Origin of the sequence: Nitrospira sp. (assembly GCA_024998565.1) — a bacterium.
In the GTDB taxonomy this organism is placed as follows: domain Bacteria; phylum Nitrospirota; class Nitrospiria; order Nitrospirales; family Nitrospiraceae; genus Nitrospira_A.
In genome coordinates this window covers 115,955-137,265 of sequence record JACOEM010000004.1, presented here as the reverse complement: position 1 = coordinate 137,265, position 21,311 = coordinate 115,955, and the positions used below count along the sequence as shown (strand labels likewise).

Below are 21,311 nucleotides of genomic sequence, written 5' to 3'. Positions count from 1 at the left end.
ACCCCCAGCCCGACTCCTCATCGACCCGACTTCCCTTGCGCGGACTCCTGATCGCACAGTTCTGCGGCGCCTTCAACGACAACGCCTGGAAATTCATGGTTGCGCTCCTAGGCATCCGGGCCGTCACGGCCGCGCTCGCACCGGGACAGGATCTGGAAACGGCATCGCAGACCCAGACGACCCTCGCCATGGTCGTGTTCACCCTGCCGCTGGTCCTGACGTCATTCGTGGCCGGATTTTTTGCCGACCGTATCAGCAAACGCACCGTCATCCTCACGATGAAGGCAGTAGAGGTGCTGCTGATGGCCGCCGCAACACTCGCGCTGCTGGCGAACCCGACCGGAGGGCTCTGGGCACTCGTCGTGCTCGCCAGCATGGGCGTTCATAGCGCGATTTTCAGTCCGGCCAAATACGGCATTCTTCCCGAACTACTCCCGCACGAACAACTCGCGCGAGGCAACAGCATCCTGGAGCTGTTTACCTTCCTGGCGATCCTCACCGGCACCACCGCCGGAGGGTTCTTACTGGCCGGGGCAGGGACACAACCCTGGTTGGCCCCGTTCGCGTTGACCATGCTCGCCCTAGTCGGCTTTGCCGCAGCCTGGGCTGTCCCGCCGGTGCCGCCGGCACGCGATGCGGGCGGATTGTTCGACACCCTGCGCGGGGCCTGGTCGGCATTGCAGGCGGATCGCCTGCTGCGTCTCGCCATCACCGGCGCGGTCTTTTTCTGGACCATCGCCAGCCTCGTCGTGCAGAACGTACTGGTGTATGCGAAAGCGGTGCTGGGACTCTCCGATGCCCTGGCGACCGTCCCCTCCGCCTTGATCTCGGTGGGCATCGGACTGGGTGCGCTCGTCGTCGGTCGCCTCTCCCGTTCCCGCGTGGAATACGGACTGGTGCCACTGGGAGCGGCCGGCGTCGCCACCTTTCTCCTGATCCTCGGCTGGTGGATGCCCCCGTTCAGCGGCACCCTCGCGCTGATGATCGCATTGGGCATGTCGAGTGCGCTTATCTTCATACCTATCAACGCCTTGGTACAGTGGCGCGCGCCTCACGACCGGCGGGGATCGGTCATCGCCCTCGAAAACATCTGTGTCTTCACCGGCATTCTGCTGGGGTCCCTGAGCGGCGGCATGCTTGCCAACGCAGGCCTTTCGACGGTCGGCATTTTTCTCGCGACCGCCCTCGTCACGACCATTGGAACTGCCTGGGCCATGTGGCTGATGCCCGAAACGTTTCTGCGATTGGTTCTCGTGTTGCTCACGAATACGATCTACCAGTTGCGCATCGTCGGACAGCAGCAAGTGCCGGTTACGGGCGGCGCCCTTCTAGTCCCCAATCACATCTCCTTCATCGACGGATTTCTCCTGATTGCAAGCCTGGATCGTCCCATCCGGTTCGTGGTGGATGCCCAATACGTCGATCGCCCGATTTTTAAGCCGTTCATGCGCGCGTTGCAGGTCATTCCCATTTCGTCCGACGGCGGGCCCCGCGTGATTCTCCGCGCCCTGCGCGAGGCGGGTCATGCGCTCGATGCCGGTGACCTTGTCTGCATTTTCCCTGAAGGCCAGATCACCCGCACCGGAAACCTCCTTCCGTTTCGACGCGGATTCGAACGGATCGTCAAAGGACGCAATGTCCCGGTCGTACCCGTCCACCTGGATCGCGTCTGGGGCAGCATCTTCAGTTTCGTCGGCGGACGGTTTGTCACCAAATGGCCGGAGCGTGTTCCTTATCCGGTCACCGTCTCGTTCGGCACTGCGGTTCCCGCCGAGACGCCGGCGCACGAACTCCGCCGCCTCGTCCGCGAACTTGGCGAAACAGCCTGGCAGCTGCGAAAACCGACCCGGCACCCGTTGCACCAGGCCTTCATCCGCGCCATGCGCCGGCATCCCTTTCGCCTCGCAATGGCCGATGCGACAAAACCCCGCGTGTCTTCACTGCAGGCCTTGATCGGGGCCATCGCCCTGGCACGCGCCCTGAAGATCCACTGGCAAGGCCAACAGAATGTGGGGCTGCTGTTGCCGCCGACCGTGGCAGGAGCCCTCACCACGGTCGCCGCCACGCTCGCCGGCCGCACCTGCGTCAACCTCAACTACACTGTGGGCAAGTCCGGATTGGAATCGGCCGTACGCCAGGCGCAGCTGCGTACCATTGTCACCAGTCGCAAGTTTATCGAGAAAGCCAAGCTCGAACTCCCGGAGGGTCCCACCATTCTCTGGCTGGAGGACATCGGCGCCACCATCGGTACGAAGGAGAAACTCACCGCCACAGCCCTTGCCGCACTGGCTCCGCTCCGTCTTCTGGAATCGGCCTGCGGACAGACCGGGCGCGTGACCATGGATGATCTCGCTACCATCATCTTCAGCAGCGGCAGCACCGGCGAGCCAAAGGGAGTGATGCTGTCTCACTTCAGCATCGACGCGAATGTGCAGGCCGTCTCACAGGTGCTCCCCCTGGCCGAGGATGATCGAATCCTGGGCATTCTTCCCCTCTTCCACTCGTTCGGCTACCTCGTGTTCTGGTATGTCACGCTCAACGGCGCTGCAACCGTGTTTCATCCCTCACCGCTCGATGTGACGGCGATCGGAGAACTCTGTGCCAAACATCGCCTGACGTTCCTGGTCTGCACCCCCACTTTTCTGCAGCTCTATCAACGACGCTGCACCCCGGAACAGTTCAGCACGCTACGAGTCGTCCTCACGGGGGCCGAAAAATTGCCCCTGCGCCTTTGCGAATCGTTCCAGGACCGGTTCGGTATCGGCCCGATCGAAGGGTATGGCGTGACCGAATGTGCGCCGGTCATCGCCGTGAACTGCCCGGACTTCAGGGCTGCCGGATTTTTCCAACCGGCCTCGCGGCGTGGCACCGTCGGTCAGCCGCTCCCCGGTGTCTCCGTCCGCATCGTCGATCCCGACAGCTTCGCCATCCTCCCGCCCGGCACAGCGGGCATGCTGCTCGTCAAAGGGCCGAACGTGATGAACGGGTATCTCGGTCGCGAGGATTTGACGGCCCAGGCCATGCGCGACGGATGGTATATTACCGGTGACATTGCCACGCTCGACGACGATGGGTTTTTGACCATCACCGATCGGCTCTCACGTTTTTCGAAGATCGGCGGTGAAATGGTGCCGCATCGGCTGGTGGAAGAGGCGCTCCAACTGGCATCCGGCGAGGAATTGCAAATCTGCGCCGTCACCGGCGTACCGGATGAGCGCAAAGGTGAGCAGTTAGCTGTATTGCATACGCTTCCAGAAGAGAGGATCCCCCAGATTCTTGCCAAGGCGGCAGCCGGCGGCTTGCCCAATCTGTTTTTGCCCTCGCGCACCCACTGCATCAAAGTCGAGGCGCTCCCGATCCTGGGAACGGGCAAACTGGATCTCAGGGCCCTCAAGCGGATCGCGATGGAACGGCTGGGAGAGCGTGAGGCGTGAAACGTCCGCTGCGCAGGACGGGCACCCGGCTGCCGCACACACCATGACGAACCTGACCACAAAGACGCTCATCGACTGCCATGTCCATCTGGCCGCGCTGCCCGACGGCGACAACGGTTGCTATATTTCGCCCAAGACGCTGAAGAGCCCGCTATTCCGGTTTCTGCTCTGGAAACACGGACTCTCACCGGACAAGCCGCGCGAGGCGAATCACAAATATCTCGCCGACCTTCTGACCGAGCTCCGAGCCTCACGCCACGTCCAAAAGGCCGTCCTCCTCGGGATGGACGGGGTCTATGACCACAATGGTCATCTCAACCGGGCACACACTGACTTTCTCATCGGCAACGACTATGTCCTCAAGACCGCGCAGGCCCATCCCGGCGAATTGCTGGCAGGCGTGTCCATCAACCCGCAGCGACGGGATGCCATCGACGAAGTCCATCGCTGCGCGGATGCCGGGGCCGTGCTCGTCAAGGTGCTGCCGAATGCCAAACAATTCGACCCGGCCAATCCGAAATACAAACCCTTTTATCGCGCCCTGGCGGAGCGACAGCTGCCGTTTCTCAGTCATGTCGGCTACGAATTCAGCCTCATCGGGAAGGACCAGTCCGTGGGCGAACCGGACCGGTTGCGCCTGGCGCTGGATGAAGGCGCCACCGTCATCGCGGCCCACGCCTGCAGTTATGGGTTGATGCTCTACGAGAAATTTCTTCCGACCCTGCGCGACCTCGTCACACGTTACCCGCATTTCTATGCGGATATTTCCGCCCTCACCCTGCCGAACCGGATGCGAATGCTGCTGCACTTGCGGCAGTATCCGGAGGTGCATGAACGGCTACTCTTCGGCACCGACTATCCGCTGTCGGTGTTCCATCTGGCAGCCTGGGGCCGGGTCGCACTCGGGTCATTGCGCAAGATGATCGCCACCAAGAACCGCTTCGACCGGCAGGTCGAGGTGTGCCACGGGCTGAAGCTCGGCTTTCGATCCCTCGGGGACCTGCTTCCCCCTTCACCAGTAATGGCAGGCCTTTGGGCACTCCGGCCATGACGCGAGACGAGATGCTCACCTCTCTGCGCGAAAGGATTCTCTCCTTCGCGACATCACGTGTATCGAGGGAACTCGCCGAGGATCTCACGCAGGAAGTCTTGATCCTGCTGCACGAAAAGTATGCCCGCGTCACTGAACTGACCGAACTGGTCCCCCTGGCCTTTCAAGTACTCCGGTTCAAAATGCTGGATGTCCATCGTAAGTCACTGCGCCGGGGGGAGTACAATCAGGAATCGGTCGATGAGCTGCCGTTGGCCAATCCCGGGGACGATCCGGCGACGCTGTTGGATCAGAAGCAGCGAGTGGATCGACTCCTGGCCGCCGTGGCTCAACTCGGAGAACGTTGCCGCGACCTGTTCAGATGGAAACTGGAGGGGAATAGCTTTCCGGAGATTCAACGCCTCATGCAACAGCCTTCGATCAATACCATTTACACCTGGGATCTCCGCTGCCGGAAACAGTTGTTGAGTTTGATGGGCGGCACGTGGGAATGATGATGTCGGCCCTCATTTCACGTCTTACGTTTCACGTATTACGCAGTAACAGACATGTCTGAACACGATCTCGAAAAATTACTCGGTGGGTTCGCAGCGAATACGCTGACGCCGGAGGAGCGCTCACAACTCTACACAGCCGCCCTGCAGGACCAGCAGTTGTTTAACGCCCTGGCGGACGAGCAGGCGCTGAAGGAATTGCTGGCGGATCCTGATGTTCGCCGCCGACTTCTCCAGGCATTGCAGCAACCAGGCGTTTCCGAATCCGGCTGGGCACGGCCTTGGTGGGCCTGGTTCAGGAAGCCGGCAGGGCTCGCCTTTGCAGGCGGCCTCGCCGCCGTGATCTTCGCACTCGCGTTCGGCACTAGAATTTATCAGGAAAGTCTCGAGCGATCCGCCCGATCGGTAGCGACCGAAGACGCGAAGCAGGCCAGGCCGTCAGTCCAGGCACCTCAACCGGCCGACTCACCCCGATCGCCAGAAGCGGAACCACGGCTCAAAGTAAGAACGCCGGTCGAATCAACCAAGCGGGAACGATCCACGCAGACGACGCAGGAAAAACAACCTGCCGTCAACGCTGTACGCGACAATATCATGCCTCTACGCGAACGCGACGAAACGCGGAAACAGGTCCAAGCCCCCGGCGCGGCACCAGGCAGGACGGCGGAGCAGGCAGCAGCATCAACCGACAAGAAACTCTCCCCCGGCGCACCGCCATTGGCCGCTGCCCCTGCAACGGCTCCGCTACAAGCGCCGGCCGCAAGCGCTCTCGCTCCAAAACAAAGCGCCCGCGCCCTCTTCTATGGCCACGCGTCTCCCCCTGCCGATGGAAACCGTCTTGCGCAAGAACACGATCAGGCCAACCCGCAGGAACGAAGAATGGACCAATTTGCTGCGGCAGGAAAGGCTGGGGCGATCGGCCAAGTGAAACCGTTGGGACTGCGGTATAGCTTTGTGACAAGGGGCGCCGACGGGCAGAGCCGGGAAGTGGCTGCCGCGATCGCTGCCGGAAGTAAAGAGCCGGTGCGCATCACAGTGGAGACGACTCAAGATGCGTATCTGCAAATCCTTCAAAATCTCGGCTCCGCCGGCACCAGACTCTGGTGGCCACCACAAGAGACGGGAAAGATTTCTCTCAAACTGCTGGCGGGAAAACGAAGTGAGATTCCATTGCCTCCCCCGGCGGAGAATGGCTTACTGGCGCTGACGATCCGCCTGTCACCGAAACCGTTCGGGCCACTGACCATGCAGGAAGTCGGCATGCTGGACCGGTTCTCGGCGAACCTCCTCATTGAATCGGTTTCTCCAGCCGACACGTCCGGCGTACAGGAACAGGCCACCTACGTCGTGAATCCGGAGGCATCACCCACCGCCCAGCTCGCCGTCGACATTCCAATCAGTCAGTAATCCGAGAGAGCCCTCACCTGACGAGCCCCCCATCACGGATAAAACCGGAGTACCAACAGTCCTGAGATCGCCGCAACCCCTCCGGCGAGGCACAGAAAAAACCCTAGCGCACCCGCGATAAACCAGGGACGTACGCTCTGATATTCGTCAGGCGCCAGCAAGGGATGCAGCTCCACCGGCCTTCGCCACCAGCGACGCGGAAGCGGCATGCGTGCGGTCAATGTCCGGTAGAGCACGACGTGATACCACCAGCCGGTCGGGATACCGATGAAGAGCCCGGCAGCCAGCCCCCACAATCCCAGTTCAACCATGAGCGGTGGTGTCATCGCGACCGTCACCAGGCCGATCAGTGCGATGCCGATGACAGTCGCGACGACAAGGAGCAACTCAAGCATGGGATGGATTATACGGCCGTCTCCCGGCCCAGGGATCCAGATCAGGCCTTGGACCTCGATCGGGGTAATTCCAAAATACTCGACTTCCTGGACTCATCGTTCGGAAACACGCGGCCGGTCAGGACCGTTTCAAAGATATGGTCGAACACCACGCCGGGCTGACCTTTTCTCCTTCCGGATCTGAAATACGAATGGCCTTTCGGGGGATCGTACACTGTGTTGACGTCATCGCAGTCGATGGCATAGACGTTCTTGGGTGTCAGATCCATGTCTTCCGGTCCGGTGTGCCCGAGACGGCGAGAGGCTTCGGCGTTCTTGAGATTCGAGACCTTGCTTGCCCGAAGCGCCAAGTCGTCCGAAGCGTAATAGACCACCACATTGCGTGAGGCATGGCTGATCGGCTCCCCGGCCTCGCCCTTGTGCAGAGACTCGTTCAGAATATCCGCCGCGATCAGAAAGGTATTTCGAAACAGGAGCGGCAATCCGCCCGGTTGGTCGTACTTCTGCCAGAGGCTCAACGTCTGACGGAGCACGCGATTGCCCATGGAGTGCGCCAGGACATTGATCCGCTTGAGGCAGGGATCCTCGTCGGGATTCGCGTCGGACGAATTCCTCCACTCCATGAACTTCTGGAACATACGGGCGAAGGCAAAGGCGCTTTGGTCCGCCGCCTTCTGATCGTCCCAATAGTCTTTGACGAGTCCCAGATCGTTATCGCAGGGCCAGATGATGGGGACCACGAGCAACTCCCCCTGCTTCTCCTTGTTGCAGAGGGACTGAAACTCTTCTGCATCGTTGAAGACATCCTCGGGAAGATTCGAGAAGCCGTGGATGTAGATGAGTACCTGCCGATATTGGGACTCTTTGATCGCCGTCAAAAAATTCTTGCTGCCGAGCTCTTCAATCGCGCCGTTCTTGTTTCTGCTGCAGCAGAAAAATCCACGGCTCGACGAATTGTTACGAAGATCGAAGACGAAGTTCGGATTCAGTTCAGGCTCGGTGTTGACCGTCGGCATTCGACTGGTGATGAAGAGCATGGTGAGGTCTCCTTGGTGAACGGTGATCGGCATAACCTGATGCGCAAGCTACCGTCGGGCAGCCGCCGCTGATGTCGGTCTGCAGCATTCTGAGTAGTACAGTTCTATCGCCGGCAGCGCACGTTACAGATTGCGCCGCACATGGGAATCAAACCTGTCATCGGCGCGGGGATTCTAGCAGGACGGAGGAAATTGGCAAGACAAGGGATATTCGGGATTGCAAACGATACATCGAGCAAAGGCTCTTGACTCCATATTTCCCTATACCAGTTGCTCACACAAGACCTATTACTTCACCGTCACACTCTGCCCATTACAACAGGAACTGAAATGGTCCGTCCTTTGAGCGCGCCCGGCATCGCAGCCAATCTCTCCAGCAAGTTCTCCATAGCAGGACCTGCATGAGGCAGAAGCACTGCGTAAGTTGTGGTGAGTATCAGCTTTGTTTGAACGAGCACGAGATGTATAGGTTCACCAGTGCTGGGATGAAGATCGATCTCTCGGAATCCGTCTCTCAATGAGATTTTTGGGGTCTGAATCTCTGTGACAATCTGTCCGAGGTGAATATCAGGTTCGTCCTCGCCAGTTATCTGCCGACGGACGGCAGTTACTGATGGACTCAACGCATACGTGTAACCGTGATTACGAAACACACCGAGGTATGCAGCGCGAAGAATACCCAGGAGGAGCTTATCCTGATTATAGCCAAACGATATCGAAAGCTTAAGCTCTTGAACCCCAGAAACAAGGTGTTGCACCCCAGCTTGAATCTGCTTCGGATGGCTCGCCTTCTCTATTGCAGCAATGGTATTGGTCTCCATAACGTCTGGCTTCAGATCCACTTCCGCTTCGAACTTTGCGTCTCCGATACGCACAGTCGAACGAAGCGTACCATGCCCGGCGAAGGCGTCGCGTGTCCTTGCTGCTTTTACAACGTGTTTGTCGAGTCTGGATCCTTGAGTGCTATTGCAAACCTTGCAAGTGATGGTCACCATCCGGCCACCGACTTTCCGGGAAATAGGATGCTCCTCCGTTAACCTTCCTGCTAACAAGTCCTGCCTACCAAAAGTAGCAAGGCAGATTGGACACTTGACCACAGAAGCTTCTAAGCGCCCTTCCGCAAGGGCAAGCCGTTCCGCTTCGAGATTGAAACGAGCTTCTAGTCGCGAAGTAGGCAAGGTTTAATCACCTCACAGAGGAGGAGAGAAATGGTGTCGGGAATCGTTTCCGGACCTCAAAGCATTCCTGGACTATTTCTCGGTAATGCTTCCCCGAGACTATTTCCGCTCCTCTATCCTCAACGTAACGGACAGCGGGCATTCTAGCAGGACATGGAGAATTGACAAGGCAAGGAATCTTCGGAATCACGGATCCTACCTAAAGCAAAAACCCCTCGAAGCCTGCGCACTCCTCATAGAAGCGCGTGCTCGACAAAACCTTCTCTCTCTGCCACGGATGGAAGAGATGGGCACAAAGGCTTTCGCTATGGCGCCAGCTGCCGACCGATAGCCAAACCAGGCACCGTCGCGCCGCTCTGTTGCTCCGATGAGGCGCACGGCGAACAGCAACGTGCACAGCAGCAACCGCTCTGCATCGCATCATAGCGAAACCGAAGCTGCCCGCTCTTCGTCAGCCGTGGCCTCTCCTAAAGTTTGCCGTCGAAGTACCGACCATCACCATTATAATTCGATCACTTACACAGCCTGCCTCCAGGCCTGAAAGGATTCCTCCCCTCGCCCCATATCCTCCTGTGAAGGGAGGACACATGGAGCTCACCGAGGGCAAATCCCAATCGAATCCATCAGTTCATCGGCGCGATCCCCGCCTCTACCAAATCGCCAGCTTGGGAACGTTGTTGACATACGGTCTGTTTTGGCTCCACTTCGACGTGAGCCTCCGGCATATCGCCGTCACCATCGGAACAGCGTTGCTCGCTCAGTATGCCGGAACCCGCCTCGCCACGCTTCCGTTCTTCGATCCCAAAAGCGCGCTCATCTCGTCGCTCTCCCTCTGCATCCTCCTCCGCACCGACCATCTCGCCATCGCGGCATTGGCTTCCGTCATTGCCATCGGCAGCAAGTTCCTCTTTCGCTGGCAGGACAAGCACCTGTTCAATCCGACGAACCTCGCTCTTGCCGTCATGCTCGCGTGCGGGCTCGGTTGGATCTCGCCGGGACAATGGGGGCAGGTCGCCTGGTTCGGCTTTCTCATTGCTTGCCTCGGCAGCCTCGTGGTGACCCGCGCGGCGAGGGCCGACGTGACCCTCGCCTTTCTCGCCTTCTACCTCGGGCTGCTCTACGCGCGAGCGCTGTGGCTGGGCGATCCGCTTGCAATTCCGTTCCACCAGGTCGAAAGCGGAGCACTCCTCATCTTTGCCTTCTTCATGATCTCCGATCCCAAAACCACACCCGACTCCCGCGCCGGGCGAATCGTCTATGCCCTCTGCGTTGCCCTCGCCGCGCTCTATGTCCAATTCGGATTGTTCCGCCCGAATGGGCCGCTGTGGGGGCTGATCGCCTGCACACCACTCGTCCCACTACTCGACCATCTGTTTCCCGGGGCTCGTTACGCCTGGGCCAGGCCATCGACTGGTAGCGCGTCACCAAACGCGTCGTTACCCGTCAATGGCCGACCGTCAGTCGTGACTAGGCATCAGTCTGTCCCCGTTCCTCTCGTGTCACCAACCAAGGAGGTTCTTATGAGACGTACCATCGTGCCTTCATTGTTATTCGCCCTCGGCCTGCTCGCATGGAGCGGCGAGGCCTCGGCCTTTTGCGGTTTCTACGTCGGCAAGGCCGACACCCAACTCTTCAACAAGGCCTCTGAAGTGGCCATCGCGCGACACGAGCACAAAACGGTCATCACCATGGCGAACGACTTCAAAGGGGATGTGAAGGAGTTTGCGCTGGTGGTGCCGGTGCCGACCATCCTGGAGAAGGAGCAGATTCATGTCGGCAATCCGGCGGTGCTGAAGCATCTGGCCGACTACTCGGCACCCCGGCTCGTGGAATACTTCGACGAGAATCCCTGCCTGCGTTCTGAACTGATGGAGCGCCGGAGCATGGACGCGATGAAAAGCATGGCCCCGGCTGCAGCGTCGGCCCGTGAGCGCGACAAGGCTTTAGGGGTCACGGTCGAAGCCCAATACACAGTCGGGGAGTACGACATCCTGATTCTCTCGGCCAAGGAGAGCATCGGGCTCGAAAGCTGGCTAACCGAGAATGGCTATCGCATCCCGAACGGGGCGTCGGTCGTCCTCCATAGCTATCTCAAACAGGGCATGAAATTTTTCGTGGCGAAGGTGAATCTGGGCGAGCAGGCGAAGCTCGGCTTGACGCACCTCCGGCCGCTTCAGATTGCATTCGAATCGCCGAAGTTCATGTTGCCGATCCGGCTCGGCACGGTGAATGCCGACGGCGCACAGGAGCTGTTTATCTATTTCCTGACGAAGCAGGGTCGGGTCGAGACGACAAACTACCGGACCGTGCGACTCCCGGAGGCACAGGAACTTCCGCTCTACGTGAAGGACAAATTCGGCGAGTTCTATCGCGACCTGTTCAGCCAGCAGGTGAAGCGGGAAAGCGAGCGCGGCGTCTTCATGGAATATGCCTGGGATATGAACTGGTGCGATCCCTGTGCGGCCAATCCGCTCACTGCCGACGAACTCCGCGGTTTGGGCGTCTTCTGGCAGGATGGAACCGGACGGACGGGCAAGGGCCTGCCGATGGCACAGAACGTGTTCCTTACCCGGCTGCACGTGCGCTACGACGCCGCGCATTTTCCTGAAGACCTGATATTCCAGGAGACCTCGGATCGCAGTAATTTCCAGGCGCGTTATATCCTGCGCCATCCCTGGACCGGAATCGATGAATGCGCCGCCGCCACGGCGTACCGGCATCAACTGCGGGAGCGATATGAGCGGGAGGCGCAAACGCTGGCGTCACTGACGGGCTGGAACATCGGTGACATCCGCAAAACGATGAACATCGCCTCGTTGCCGGCCGGCGAGGAGAAGAAATGGTATCAGCGCTTGTGGATGAACTAGCGGGAACAGTCGAAACGCCGGAGGCCGGGACAGCCCGGCCTCCGCATCAACAGGCATATCGTAGCTTCAACGCACAGCCCGAACGGCATCACTTGCCGGGACAATCTCCGGTTCGTTTCGCGTCGACTTTCATGGTCACCGACAGCGCATGATCGCCCTTGGGCGTCGCTTTGCGGACCACGGAAAACCCGGTGGGAGACACCGTCCCCTCCACACGAGTGACCGCGTAGACACCTTCGATGTCATAACTGACCTTCCCGCCTTGGATCGACACATTCACCACCCTGCTGGACGGGTTGGGCTGAAACCCGTTCAAGGCGTAGTAGTTAAAGACGGCATCCGGATTGGCGAGATGCTCCTCCCTGACACAGCGAGTGCGGGTGTCCGGCTTCCCTGCCTCGCCGTTGCTGGCGTCGGTGACGGCCGTCACTTGATACTCGCCCGGCTTCATCGGAACCGATTCCGCCCGCACCGGCGCAACGCCAAGCACCACGCCGACAAGCCCATACAGCAACACGCGTGTCTTCATCTTCAAGCCTCCTCATCTTCCCGGGGTGCGCCGGCCCCTGGGTCCGCTGTTCCCCCAGACCGCCTCGCCCGAAGTTCCGCCCCATCAAGGCCTTGACGATTGTGCTCATGCTCCGCGTTATTGTCAACGGTGACGGCCCGGAAACCATCCGGACTTACACGAGCATACCCGATCTCTCACCTGGCTCAATTTGGTCTCCACTATGGTATAGTCGCGGCACGAGTCTGTTCGCTTCCCGAAAGGAGTCTACGCATGATTGCCAATCATCGCCGGATCGTCGTCGCATTCGGAGGAGTCTCTCTCGTCTTGCTGCTCTCGGCCTGCTCGTTCAAAGCGACCTTCAAGGAAACGACGGACACAACCTCGAACATCACCGGCACCACCTCGGGACGCATCTGGTGGAACGAAGACGGCCTGCTGAACCCCGCACACAAGGTTGCGGCCTTCACCGCCTACAATGCGGACAATCTTCAAGCCGATACGGCCCGCGGGCAGGGTGAGTACCTGGCTTCGTTGGACCGCCTCATGGGCACCTCCGATGCCTCGGTATTTCAACCGTTCGCGCAAGACTCATTTAGCCGCTGGAGCCGGACCGGAAGCACCTCGACCACCGACCTGGTGAACGATCTGCAATCCGCGCTGCGCTAGCCGTTCCCGCCGGTCGGCGAGCCGGCAGCAGTGACGATCACAGCACCTCACTGGAGTTCGACATCGACATGAATGCGTTGCACCCTCCGTTCACGATTCATCGGATCTTCCACCCCACAGATTTTTCGCAGGACAGCCAGGTGGCCTTCGCCCATGCACTCAAGCTGGCGCTGGTGTTTCGTGCCGAGCTGACGATCATGCATGTGGACCCGGCGGTCTCTCCGGAGGGATTCGAAGACTTCCCCCGTATTCGCCCGACTCTGGCTCAATGGGGACTGCTGCCGGAATCCAGCTCCAAGGGTGATGTGACCAAACTGGGCATCCGGATCAGGAAGGTGCGCGCTCTGGCCTCCGATGCCAAACAGGCCATCATTCATCATCTGACGGCGTCGCCGACGGACCTGATGGTGCTGGCCACGCATCAGCACGAAGGATTCGCCCGATGGGTGCATCACGCGCTCGCGGAACCGGTCTCCCGTGAAATGCAGGTGAAGACGTTGTTTGTCCCGTCACACGTGGAAGGATTCGTATCCCGAGAAACCGGTCAGACCAGGCTCCAGCGCTTACTCCTGCCCATTTCCATCCAGCCGCCTTCCCAACCCGCCATCGATGCCGCAAGCGCGCTGATCTCGGAACTGAGCGCCCCGCCCGTCACGCTGACCCTGGTTCATGCGGGGAAGGAACCGGACGTCAATGCGCTGGAGCTGCCGCAAAAAGCGGGCTGGTCCTGGAATCAATTGTTCGGCAAAGGCGATCCGGTGGAATGGATTCTTGCGGCCGGGGCGGAATTCGACGTGGACTTAATTGTCATGGCGACAAAGGCACAGGACAGCCTGCTGGACATGCTGCGCGGCAGCACCACGGAACGCGTGCTCCGCGGCGCGCGCTGCCCGCTGCTGGCGATTCCGGCCAAGCTCATCTGATCCGGAACCGCACGAAACCCGACCTGCATCCTATCCGCCGACGCGACCGACCTCGACGACCGGCGCCCCCGGCCGGTCGTTCGTCTCGCGTCCCGTCACCGTACGCACGACCATCCCGTCTCGAAAGACCACGAAGTTCGACGGCACCGCGGCAATGCGTGGCCCGGGCAGAATGAGCCCCGCCAGGTTCAACGGATCGGCGGCGGAAATTTTGATCTCCTGCTGAGTCGCAGCACCAGGCCGCTTCTTGAGCGCCCGCAACGACTCCAATGCGCCGGGCAATGCAAACTGCTCGCCGGTAAAGCCACTCACAAACCGCCCCCCGCGAATTTCACCCGTCAATTCGAGCCGCCGGTAACAAACCAACAGATCGCGCCAGGATGAGACCGTCGACTCCCGCCCCAGAAGATCTCGAAACACTACTCCATACCGCTGCAACAGTTGCCGGGCCAGGTGCTCCGTAGCCGGTGCAGAGTTCGACTGCTGAGAGCTGCCGGATGATGGCTGATGGTTTTCCATCGGTCGCAGCAACGACCAGCGTCCACCCACATGGCGCGGCCGGCGACTTCGATCCGATGCCTCGGCACGCCGCCGCTTCGGATCGATCAGCGAACGCAGATTGTCGAACCCGTCGGCGGTCACCAGGCCGGCCGCGACCAGTTCCCACAACCCGTCTTCCACTTCGGAAGCCAGCAGCCGCGTCCCATGCAACAGCTCGCTGAAAAAACTCGCGCCCCGCGCCTGCAGGCAATGTCGGATGGCTTGCGCCGAACCACTCAAGCGCGCGGACAGATCGAGACGCGCCAACTCCTCACCGGCCGCCGCCAGCAAGACCGGCCCATCTTCACGCGCAAAGATGCCGACGGGCGCAACGCGGGTCGGAATCACCCGGCGCCCCGACACAGGATTCAACTCCTGCATCAGGCGGGGATGCGGCGTCAGGCGACCCCACATCAGCGCGCCGCTCAAACAGAGCCGATCGAGCCACTCAGGCTGATACTTGGCCATGCGGACGCGCAGAATCTGTGACTCCCAGGCCGAGGCCGCGGCCTCGAATCCACCGAGTTGTTTGACGACTTCAAGCAGTCCGGCCTCTCCGTGCAGACGCGCACCGGGTGCCGCATGTTGCCACTGAAACAGAAACCGCATGAACTCGGCAGCCGTGACCGGCTCGATTTCTTTGCGCAACCGCCCGATCGTCAACCGGTGAATCCGGGCGAGCAGGCGGCGATGACAAAACTCGTGAGAAGTGAAAGGTGAAAGGTGAGACGATGGATCTTTCGTTTCAGATCTCGCACTCAGTGCCTGACGGAATTGGCCACGGAGCAGATGGCCCTGGGACTCGAGTCGCAGAAACGCCGACTGAACGTCCGACTCGGACAGATGCAGCGTCAGCGACAGTTCCCTGGCCGTCGTCGGGCCGATGCTCTCCATCCATCCCAAGACCACCCGGTTCAGGACCTCTTCCTGCTCAACCTGTTCCATCGGATCAACCGGGCCGGTCGCCGGATCGATCCGCGCATCGGGAAAGAGCAGGCCGGCGTAGTGACGATTCTCCGCTGCCAACCATCCCAGCTTCGTCTCTCCCTGCCAGAGAGTCGCGACGCGACCGGCCGCCCCCAGCGTCGGTACCAGCAAGTCCCAGCCGGGCATTCGCTCACAGGGCACCCAGCCCAGCGACAACAGCGCATCGTGAAACTCCTCCGCGTCCCGCACCACCGGCCAGGACTCCTCACTGACCTGATCGATGGCCGATTGATCCAGCGCGCCCATGCCACCCGCCAGTTCAGGCGGCAAACTGCGCCGCATATCCACCGCGCGGGCCCGGCGTTCCTCCAACGGCGCATCATCGAGGAAGGCATAGGGATTGGCGTTCAAAATTTCGTGGCAGAAGGCCGAGGGCATCGGCGTGTCGATCGCCAGGCAAGTAATGGCCCCGCGTTCGATCTTCTCCAGCACGGCGATCAAGCCGTCGAGATCCATTGCTTCGGTCAGACAATCGCGGATCGTCTCCTGCGCCAACGGATGGTCCGGAATCTGCCGGATTGTTCGCGCACCCTGGAAATTATCCTGACAGGCAATTGCATCGGGAAACACCGCGGCAAGGAGATCTTCGGCGCGCATCCGCTGAATCTGCGGCGCCACCCGCTTCCCTCCGACAAACCGGAGCAGGGCCAGGGCCCGCGAAGCGTTCCACCGCCAGCGCGTCATGAACATCGGCGCTTGCAGCACCGCCTGCGTGAGCACCTCTCGCAAGGTGTTGACGTTCAGGAACGCGAACACCGTCTCGAGCGGAAAGCTGTGCTTCTCCCCCAACGAGAGGACGATGCCTTCATCCGTGGCGGCGGCCTGCAACTCGAAGTCGAAGGTCACACAAAACCGCTTCCGCAAGGCCAATCCCCAGGCCCGATTGATCCGCCCGCCGAACGGCGCATGGATGACCAGCTGCATCCCGCCGCTTTCGTCAAAGAACCGCTCCGCCACGATGGTCTGCTGCGTCGGGACCGGCCCCAGCACCGCCTTGCCAGCCAGGATATATTCGACCGCCTGTTGCGCCCCCCGCTGGTCGAGACCACATTCCCGCCTAAGCCACTGCACGGGCGGTGCAGAGCCCGCGGAGAGCGCCTGACCGGCACCGAGCCGATGGTCGATGTCGGCCTTCAGACGCGCCACTTCCGCGGACAGTTCCGCCGTACGGGCCGGCGCCTCTCCGCGCCAGAACGGGATCGTCGGCGGAGCGCCCTGCGCATCCTCGACCCGCATCTTGCCGGTCTCCACACCTTTGATCCGCCAGGACGTGTTGCCCAGCAGGATGATGTCTCCGGCCAAACTCTCGACCGCGAAATCTTCATCGACCGACCCCACCACCGTACCGTCCGGCTCCGCAATCACGGCGTAGTTGGCCGTGTCGGGGATTGCACCGCCTGAGGTAATGGCCGCCAGGCGAGCGCCGCGTCGCCCCCGAATGTGGTGATTGATGCGGTCGTGATGGAGATAGGCCCGTCCTCGGCCCCGGCTGGTCACGTACCCATCTGCGAGCATGGTGACGACGGCATCGAAGGTCGACCGATCCAGATCGCGGTAAGGCATCGCGCGCCGGCAGAGATCGTAGAGCTCCGCCTCCTCCCACGACTGGGTCGCCGCGGCGGCTACGATCTGCTGGGCTAACACATCCAGCGGCGCAGGCGGTACTTCGATGCGGTCCAACACCCCGGCCCTGATCGCCCGGATCAACGCGGCGCATTCGATCAATTCGTCGCGGGTGGTAGCAAAGAGCCGGCCCTTGGGAATGGCATGAACCCAATGGCCTGCCCGACCGATCCGCTGGAGTCCCGTGGCAATCGACCGCGGCGACCCGATCTGGCACACGAGATCGACGGTTCCAACATCGATGCCCAGCTCCAGCGATGCCGTGGCCACCACCACGCGTACGGCGCCCGTTTTCAATCGATCTTCGGCCGACAGACGGATCGTTCGCGACAGACTCCCGTGATGCGCCGCGACCACCTCGTCCCCAAGATGCCGCAACCGCTCTTCCAAATAGTGCGACACCCGCTCGGCCAGCCGCCGCGTATTCACAAAGACCAGGGTGGAGCGATGCGCTTCGACCAACGCGGCGACACGATCATAGATATCGCTCCAGATCGCATTCGTCGCGACGGCCCCGAGTTCATCCTTCGGCACTTCAACGGCCAGATCCATATCGCGGCGATGGCCCACGTCGATGATCGTGCACGGCGCAGAGCTGATGGCGGATGGCGGATGGCTTCCGACTTCTGCGGAAGATCCGACCACTGGTGGCTGATGACTGACGGCTTCGTATGACGTGTGACCATTGACACTTGACGGGTTTCTATTTCCCACCAAGAACTCCGCAATGGTTTCGATGGGTCGCTGCGTTGCCGACAGGCCGATGCGTTGAACTCCGGCGCCGGTGAGCGCCGCCACCCGCTCCAGCGACAGGGCCAGATGCGCCCCTCGCTTATTGGGCGCCACGGCATGAATTTCATCCACGATGACCGTGCGCACGGTCTTCAGCATCGCCCGGCTTTTTTCCGCCGTCAGCAGGATAAACAACGATTCGGGGGTTGTGATCAGGATATGCGGCGGACGCCGAAGCATCTGTTGCCGCTCGGTCATGGGCGTGTCGCCGGTACGCACCACCACCCGCAGTTGCGGCAGCAACAGGCCGGAAGCCAGCGCGGCCTGCCCGATCTCGCTGAGCGGCTGTTGCAGATTTTTCTGCACATCGTTGCTCAGCGCTTTCAGCGGCGAGACATAGAGCACCTGCGTCTCATCCCGCAGCTCACAGCGTACCGCCTGCTGAAAGAGAGTATCGATGCAGGAGAGAAAGGCCGCGAGGGTCTTCCCCGACCCCGTCGGCGCTGAGATCAGCACGTCACGACCGGATTGAATTGCAGGCCAGGCCTGCATCTGGACATTCGTCGCAGAGGCGAATCGGGTCGTGAACCACTCGGCAACGACGGGATGAAACGGCAGGGCAGACATCAGAGAATCATCGTAGCACAACAGGAAACGACAACACATCGCGCAAGCCGCCACGGATGCGGATTGAGGAAATGGAAGGCGAGGCAGCGGCGATCCCGACAATGGGGATGTTCAGAACAGAGAAATCGGGACGATCAGGACCGGTAGGATGCGACGCGACGGATGATGCTCACTAGACGCTTCGGAGGGAATGTTTCGAGCGATGACTTTCGCCCCCATTACCCCCCGTACGTCTTCAAAATGTCGCAGGAGAGCCGGCACTCACTGCAATAGTCCCGTGAAAACCGCACCTGAGAGGGCGGCACGACATGTCGTGCCAGGTAACTGGGAAAATCGACCCAGCTGTTCGTCCCCCAGGTCGAGGTCCCCTCATCACGAACCCGGCGGCACAACTCACACATCGGTACGACTCGAACCATCGTCGGTCTCCTTTTGCGCGAATCCATCGCATGGCCGGACAACAGGCGGTCAGGTGTCTTTCATGCGAGCCACCCGCGTGTGAAGACCATCCGGACAGCAGACCCGTTCACCTTGCAGCACGCGGCCGAGATAATGCCCGAGGTCGACCGTGAGATGCTTGACGAGATATCCCCTGGCGCCGGCCTCGAATGCGGCCGTGACGTAGACAGGGTCTTCATGCGAAGAAAAAAACACGACCTTGCTGTTCGGCATTGTCTCATACAGCTGTCGGGCGGCCCCAAGCCCTTCCAGAAACGAGAGAGAGAAATCCAGAATGACCAACTCCGGCGAGATTTTTCTTGCAGTCAATACAATAGCTTCCGCTTCAGTTTCGGAAGACACGACCTCGAATTGAGGTTCCAACAAGATCTCCAGAAAGGCCAGCATAGCCCGCGAGGAATCGCCGATGAGGACACGTGGACGCGACATCTTTTTTCTCATATTCCTACGAGTCACTGCTTAGAAAATGGAGACGTATAGTAGGCAAGTGAAGGGAAAACCACACGCGTAACAACGCGGGTCATCTCAACTAAAAAATACCTGGATTCTGACTAGTAACTCAAGAGAGGAAGGGGAGACACCGGTAGGAAGCCAACTATGTCTGGCTGGTCAATCCCTGGGCCAAGGCATATTTGACGAGTTCGACGGTGGTGTGAAGATTGAGCTGTTCCATGATCTGGCCTTTATGGAACTCAACGGTGCGCGGGGAGATTTTGAGGGTGCCGGCAATATCTTTTACTGTATGGCCTTCGGCCAGCAATTGCAGCACTTCGCGCTGACGGGTGGTCAGTTCCGGACCCGACGGCGCCCCGCCATCGATCCCGCGCAACATACTTTCCACCACATCCTTAGTCACCAGAGGGGTCACATAGAAGTTCCCGCCCCGCACAGCCCGTATCGCCTGCCCCAGTTCTTCGCCCACGCAGCGTTTGAGCAGGTAGGCGGAGGCGCCGGCCTCGAAGGCCGCCCGCACATAGGCCGGATCGGCATGCATCGTGATAAAGACCACTTTGACCTGGGGAAACTTGACCTTCAGGACACGGGCCGCATCGATCCCGTTCAGCACCGGCATCGAGATGTCGAGAATCACGATATCCGGCTTCAACTCCGGAATGGCCTCCAGCAGGGCACGCCCGTCCCCGACGGTCCCGACCAGTTCACACTGATCATCCAGCAGCCGCCGAAACCCTTCCAACACCAGCGTGTGATCATCCGCCAGTAGCACGCGCGGCAGAGTCATGTCGCCACCCGTGCTAACGGCACATACATCGACACCGTCGTTCCCCGTCCCGGATTGGATTCCACCTCGCAGGCCCCCTGCACCGCCAGCAACCGCTCTCGCATGTTCAACAACCCCAGGCCGCCCTCGGCCCGATCGATCGCCAGTTGATCGAACCCTCTGCCGTCGTCACGCACCACCACGACCAACCCCTCGTCTTCGACCGTCACCTCCACCTCCACCCGGGTGGCCTTGGCATGTCGCGCGATATTCGACAGGCTTTCCTGGATAACCCGGTACACGGCGGTCGATGTGGTTTTGTCGAGCTGGTGATCGAGCGGCTGGTGCACAAACAGCGCCTTCACCCCCGTGCGGCTCGAAAAATCATCCAGCAACCGCTGCAAGGCCGCTTTCAACCCCAGATCGTCCAGAATGGAGGGATGGAATCGATAGGCCATAAACCGCACATCGTCCGACAGCTCCTCCAGCCCCTTCAGAGCGGTGCGGATACCCTCCTGAGCTTCGGCCGGAGCGGACCCGATTTGCCGGTCGACTGCCTGTAAATCCAACATCAGCAAGGCCAGCCGTTGATTGACGTCATCGTGTAAATCCTGCGCGATCCGCCGACGCTCCTCTTCCTGCGCCGTCAGAATCCGACCGGTCAATGTATGCAACTGTTCTTCGCTTCGCTCCAGAGCCAGACGGCTGGCGGCCAGGTCCGCCGTCCGCGCGTCCACTCCTTGCTCAAGCCGCTCATTGACTTCCTTCAGCAGTAACTCCGTGCGCCGTCGCTGATAGATAAACATGACCGGAGTCCAGATGCCGAACAGACTGAACAGGTGATTGCCCCACTCAAACCATGCCGGAAGGCCCGGCACTCTGGGGCTGAACGGAGCGGCCATGATGGTCAACAGCGAGCAGGTGATGGCAGTGCCGACCGGCAGCCATCGGTGTTGGCTGGCCGCGGACAGAAAGACGACGGCGCTGTACAGCACCGCGTTCGCCACTCCGAGCGGCAACTGGAGATCCAGAATGAAAAAGAGACACGCCAGCAGGCCCGCTGCCCCGACCATGAGACGCTGTCGGCGATGCAACGGGTCATCGGCCGGGTGTCTGCTCCCTTCCCCCATCTGCTCCTGCCTGGCGTTGAAGGGTTTCATA

Annotated in this window: 16 protein-coding genes; 7 read left to right on the top strand and 9 right to left on the bottom strand. The window is 60.5% G+C overall.

The genetic code is table 11. The features are described 5' to 3' along the window. The first annotated feature begins 35 nt into the window (after positions 1-35). The 4 genes from H8K11_08635 to H8K11_08620 are packed head-to-tail and all read left to right on the top strand — an operon-like array spanning position 36 to position 6,386. On the top strand, positions 36-3,434 hold the full coding sequence (locus tag H8K11_08635; GenBank protein ID MCS6263813.1) for an MFS transporter: 3,399 nt from the start codon (positions 36-38) through the stop codon (positions 3,432-3,434). Further along, positions 3,424-4,485 (top strand): amidohydrolase family protein, encoded by a 1,062-nt coding sequence (locus H8K11_08630; GenBank protein ID MCS6263812.1) that lies wholly within the window; start codon positions 3,424-3,426, stop codon positions 4,483-4,485. The genes H8K11_08635 and H8K11_08630 overlap by 11 nt, the downstream gene beginning before the upstream one ends. Next, complete coding sequence (locus tag H8K11_08625) at positions 4,482-4,979, top strand: sigma-70 family RNA polymerase sigma factor (GenBank protein MCS6263811.1); 498 nt, start codon at positions 4,482-4,484, stop codon at positions 4,977-4,979. Before H8K11_08630 ends, H8K11_08625 begins: the two co-directional genes overlap by 4 nt. A 54-nt stretch (positions 4,980-5,033) precedes the next feature. After that, positions 5,034-6,386, top strand: a complete 1,353-nt coding sequence (locus H8K11_08620; protein MCS6263810.1) for a hypothetical protein — start codon at positions 5,034-5,036, stop codon at positions 6,384-6,386. A gap of 32 nt (positions 6,387-6,418) precedes the next feature. Here H8K11_08620 and H8K11_08615 read toward each other — a convergent pair whose 3' ends face one another. The 3 genes from H8K11_08615 to H8K11_08605 form a co-directional block, all read right to left on the bottom strand. Continuing rightward, complete coding sequence (locus tag H8K11_08615) at positions 6,419-6,781, bottom strand: hypothetical protein (protein ID MCS6263809.1); 363 nt, start codon at positions 6,779-6,781, stop codon at positions 6,419-6,421. A 41-nt stretch (positions 6,782-6,822) separates the two neighbouring features. Continuing rightward, positions 6,823-7,818, bottom strand: a complete 996-nt coding sequence (locus H8K11_08610; GenBank protein MCS6263808.1) for an alpha/beta hydrolase — start codon at positions 7,816-7,818, stop codon at positions 6,823-6,825. Positions 7,819-8,117: 299 nt separating this feature from the next. Next, a complete protein-coding gene (locus H8K11_08605) occupies positions 8,118-8,996 on the bottom strand; it encodes a hypothetical protein (GenBank protein ID MCS6263807.1) in 879 nt (292 codons plus the stop codon). Between the two features lie 587 nt (positions 8,997-9,583). On the opposite strand from H8K11_08605, the gene H8K11_08600 reads away from it, so the two are divergent. Next, on the top strand, positions 9,584-11,863 hold the full coding sequence (locus H8K11_08600; protein MCS6263806.1) for a DUF2330 domain-containing protein: 2,280 nt from the start codon (positions 9,584-9,586) through the stop codon (positions 11,861-11,863). An 88-nt stretch (positions 11,864-11,951) separates the two neighbouring features. On the opposite strand, the gene H8K11_08595 is transcribed toward H8K11_08600, so the two are convergent. Then, positions 11,952-12,392, bottom strand: a complete 441-nt coding sequence (locus tag H8K11_08595; GenBank protein MCS6263805.1) for a hypothetical protein — start codon at positions 12,390-12,392, stop codon at positions 11,952-11,954. Positions 12,393-12,644: 252 nt separating this feature from the next. Between H8K11_08595 and H8K11_08590 the strand changes: the two genes are divergently transcribed. Both H8K11_08590 and H8K11_08585 read left to right on the top strand, forming a co-directional pair. Then, on the top strand, positions 12,645-13,040 hold the full coding sequence (locus H8K11_08590) for a DUF3015 family protein (GenBank protein MCS6263804.1): 396 nt from the start codon (positions 12,645-12,647) through the stop codon (positions 13,038-13,040). A gap of 68 nt (positions 13,041-13,108) precedes the next feature. Next, entirely contained in the window at positions 13,109-13,963 is an 855-nt protein-coding gene (locus tag H8K11_08585) for a universal stress protein (protein MCS6263803.1), read from the top strand. 30 nt (positions 13,964-13,993) lie between these two features. Here H8K11_08585 and H8K11_08580 read toward each other — a convergent pair whose 3' ends face one another. The 5 genes from H8K11_08580 to H8K11_08560 form a co-directional block, all read right to left on the bottom strand. Continuing rightward, positions 13,994-18,472: a DEAD/DEAH box helicase gene (locus tag H8K11_08580; GenBank protein ID MCS6263802.1), complete on the bottom strand. Its 4,479-nt coding sequence runs from the start codon at positions 18,470-18,472 to the stop codon at positions 13,994-13,996. Between the two features lie 218 nt (positions 18,473-18,690). Then, positions 18,691-18,891, bottom strand: coding sequence for a hypothetical protein (locus H8K11_08575; protein ID MCS6263801.1), 201 nt, complete (start codon positions 18,889-18,891; stop codon positions 18,691-18,693). A gap of 49 nt (positions 18,892-18,940) precedes the next feature. After that, positions 18,941-19,360, bottom strand: coding sequence for a response regulator transcription factor (locus H8K11_08570; protein ID MCS6263800.1), 420 nt, complete (start codon positions 19,358-19,360; stop codon positions 18,941-18,943). 166 nt (positions 19,361-19,526) lie between these two features. Continuing rightward, entirely contained in the window at positions 19,527-20,171 is a 645-nt protein-coding gene (locus H8K11_08565; GenBank protein ID MCS6263799.1) for a response regulator transcription factor, read from the bottom strand. Then, a complete protein-coding gene (locus tag H8K11_08560; GenBank protein ID MCS6263798.1) occupies positions 20,168-21,310 on the bottom strand; it encodes a sensor histidine kinase in 1,143 nt (380 codons plus the stop codon). The genes H8K11_08565 and H8K11_08560 overlap by 4 nt, the downstream gene beginning before the upstream one ends. Between the last annotated feature and the right edge of the window lies 1 nt (position 21,311).